Source organism: Neisseria sp. P0022.S010, assembly GCF_051956635.1.
The window spans coordinates 1-463 of record NZ_JBQCXF010000882.1; the positions used below are offsets into that span (position 1 = coordinate 1).

Consider the following 463-nt stretch of genomic DNA (forward strand, 5'->3'; position numbering starts at 1 on the left):
ATTTATTGTGATGTTTATCTGAGTGGGCATTTTTTCCCGACTTCAGCCCGGATTGTATATAACCAAAACTGATAAACGTGAAAGCAAACATTATTTCCAGTTTGCATCCAATCCCGATAAAGTGCTCCCATATTTTTAACAGGAGCCGACCATGAATATCCGTACGCTTTCTTTTGCCGCTTTGACCGCCGCGCTGGCTTTGAGCGCGTGCTCGCCAAAAACCGAACAATCCGCCGACAATGCTTCTCAAGCTGCCGGAGGTAAGGGGGGCGAAGTTAAATTGCTGAATGTCTCCTACGATGTCGCCCGCGATTTTTATAAAGAATACAATCCTTTATTTGTAAAAGAGTTTGCCGCAAAAAACGGCGGACAGACGGTTGAAGTCCAACAGTCGCACGGCGGCTCCAGCAAGCAGGCTTTGGCTGTCGCCAATGGTTTGGCTGCCGATGTGGTGACCATGAAC

General features: G+C 47.7%; 1 pseudogene. It reads left to right on the forward strand.

The annotated features are described in order from the left end of the window. Window positions 1-151: 151 nt before the first annotated feature. A pseudogene (locus tag ACTHUT_RS21910) lies at window positions 152-463 on the forward strand (sulfate ABC transporter substrate-binding protein); the annotation flags it as partial.